Genomic DNA, 1,072 nt, shown 5'->3' with positions numbered 1-1,072 from the left:
TAGCAGCTGTTGGTTGTTATGCACAGTTAAAACCACAAGCGCTAGCCGATGTTAATGGAGTAGATTTGGTACTTGGTGCTACTGAAAAATTTAAAATTACAGATTACTTAAATGATTTGAGTAAAAACGATTTTGGCGAAGTACATTCATGTGAAATTGAAGAAGCCGATTTTTACGTTGGTTCATATTCTATAGGCGATAGAACACGTGCTTTTTTAAAAGTGCAAGATGGATGCGATTATAAGTGTACCTATTGTACAATTCCGTTAGCACGTGGTATTTCACGAAGTGATACTATGGAAAATGTACTTAAAAATGCACGAGAAATTTCTGCTAAAAATATTAAAGAAATTGTGCTAACAGGTGTAAATATTGGCGATTATGGTAAAGGTGAATTTGGTAATAAAAAACACGAACACACTTTTTTAGATTTAGTAACTAAACTTGATGAAGTTGAAGGTATTGAACGTTTACGCATATCATCAATTGAACCTAATTTGTTAAAAAATGAAACTATTGATTTAGTTGCAAAGTCCAGAGCATTTGTTCCGCATTTTCATGTACCATTACAAAGCGGAAGTAATCACATATTAAAAAAAATGAAGCGAAGGTACATGCGCGAATTATATGTAGATAGGGTTGCAAAAATAAAAGAAGTTATGCCCCATGCCTGTATTGGTGTAGATGTTATTGTAGGTTTTCCGGGTGAAACAGATGACCATTTTTTAGAGACATATAATTTTTTAAATGCATTAGATATTTCATACTTACACGTGTTTACCTATTCTGAACGTGATAATACTGAAGCTGCTACTATGGATGGCGTTGTGCCAAATAACATACGCAGTAAGCGTAGTAAAATGTTGCGTGGTTTATCGGTTAAAAAACGCAGAGCATTTTATGAAAGTCAAATAGGTACTAACAGAACAGTGCTTTTTGAAAGCGAAAATAAAGAAGGATATATTCACGGATTTACAGAAAACTATGTGAAAGTGAAAACACCATGGAATCCTGCTTTGGTAAATACTTTACACCAAGTTGAATTAACCGAAATTGATGAAGATGGTTTAGT

At 33.5% G+C, this 1,072-nt stretch carries 1 protein-coding gene; it reads left to right on the top strand.

Annotated elements, in window-relative coordinates; translation table 11 throughout:
• Positions 1-1,072: MiaB/RimO family radical SAM methylthiotransferase (locus FUA24_RS08310; protein ID WP_148541277.1), on the top strand; the 1,072-nt coding region annotated here is incomplete at both ends.

The sequence above is a fragment of the Seonamhaeicola marinus genome, from assembly GCF_008085455.1.
Note: the sequence above shows the minus strand (reverse complement) of the source record. Positions and strands in the feature narration are given on the sequence as shown.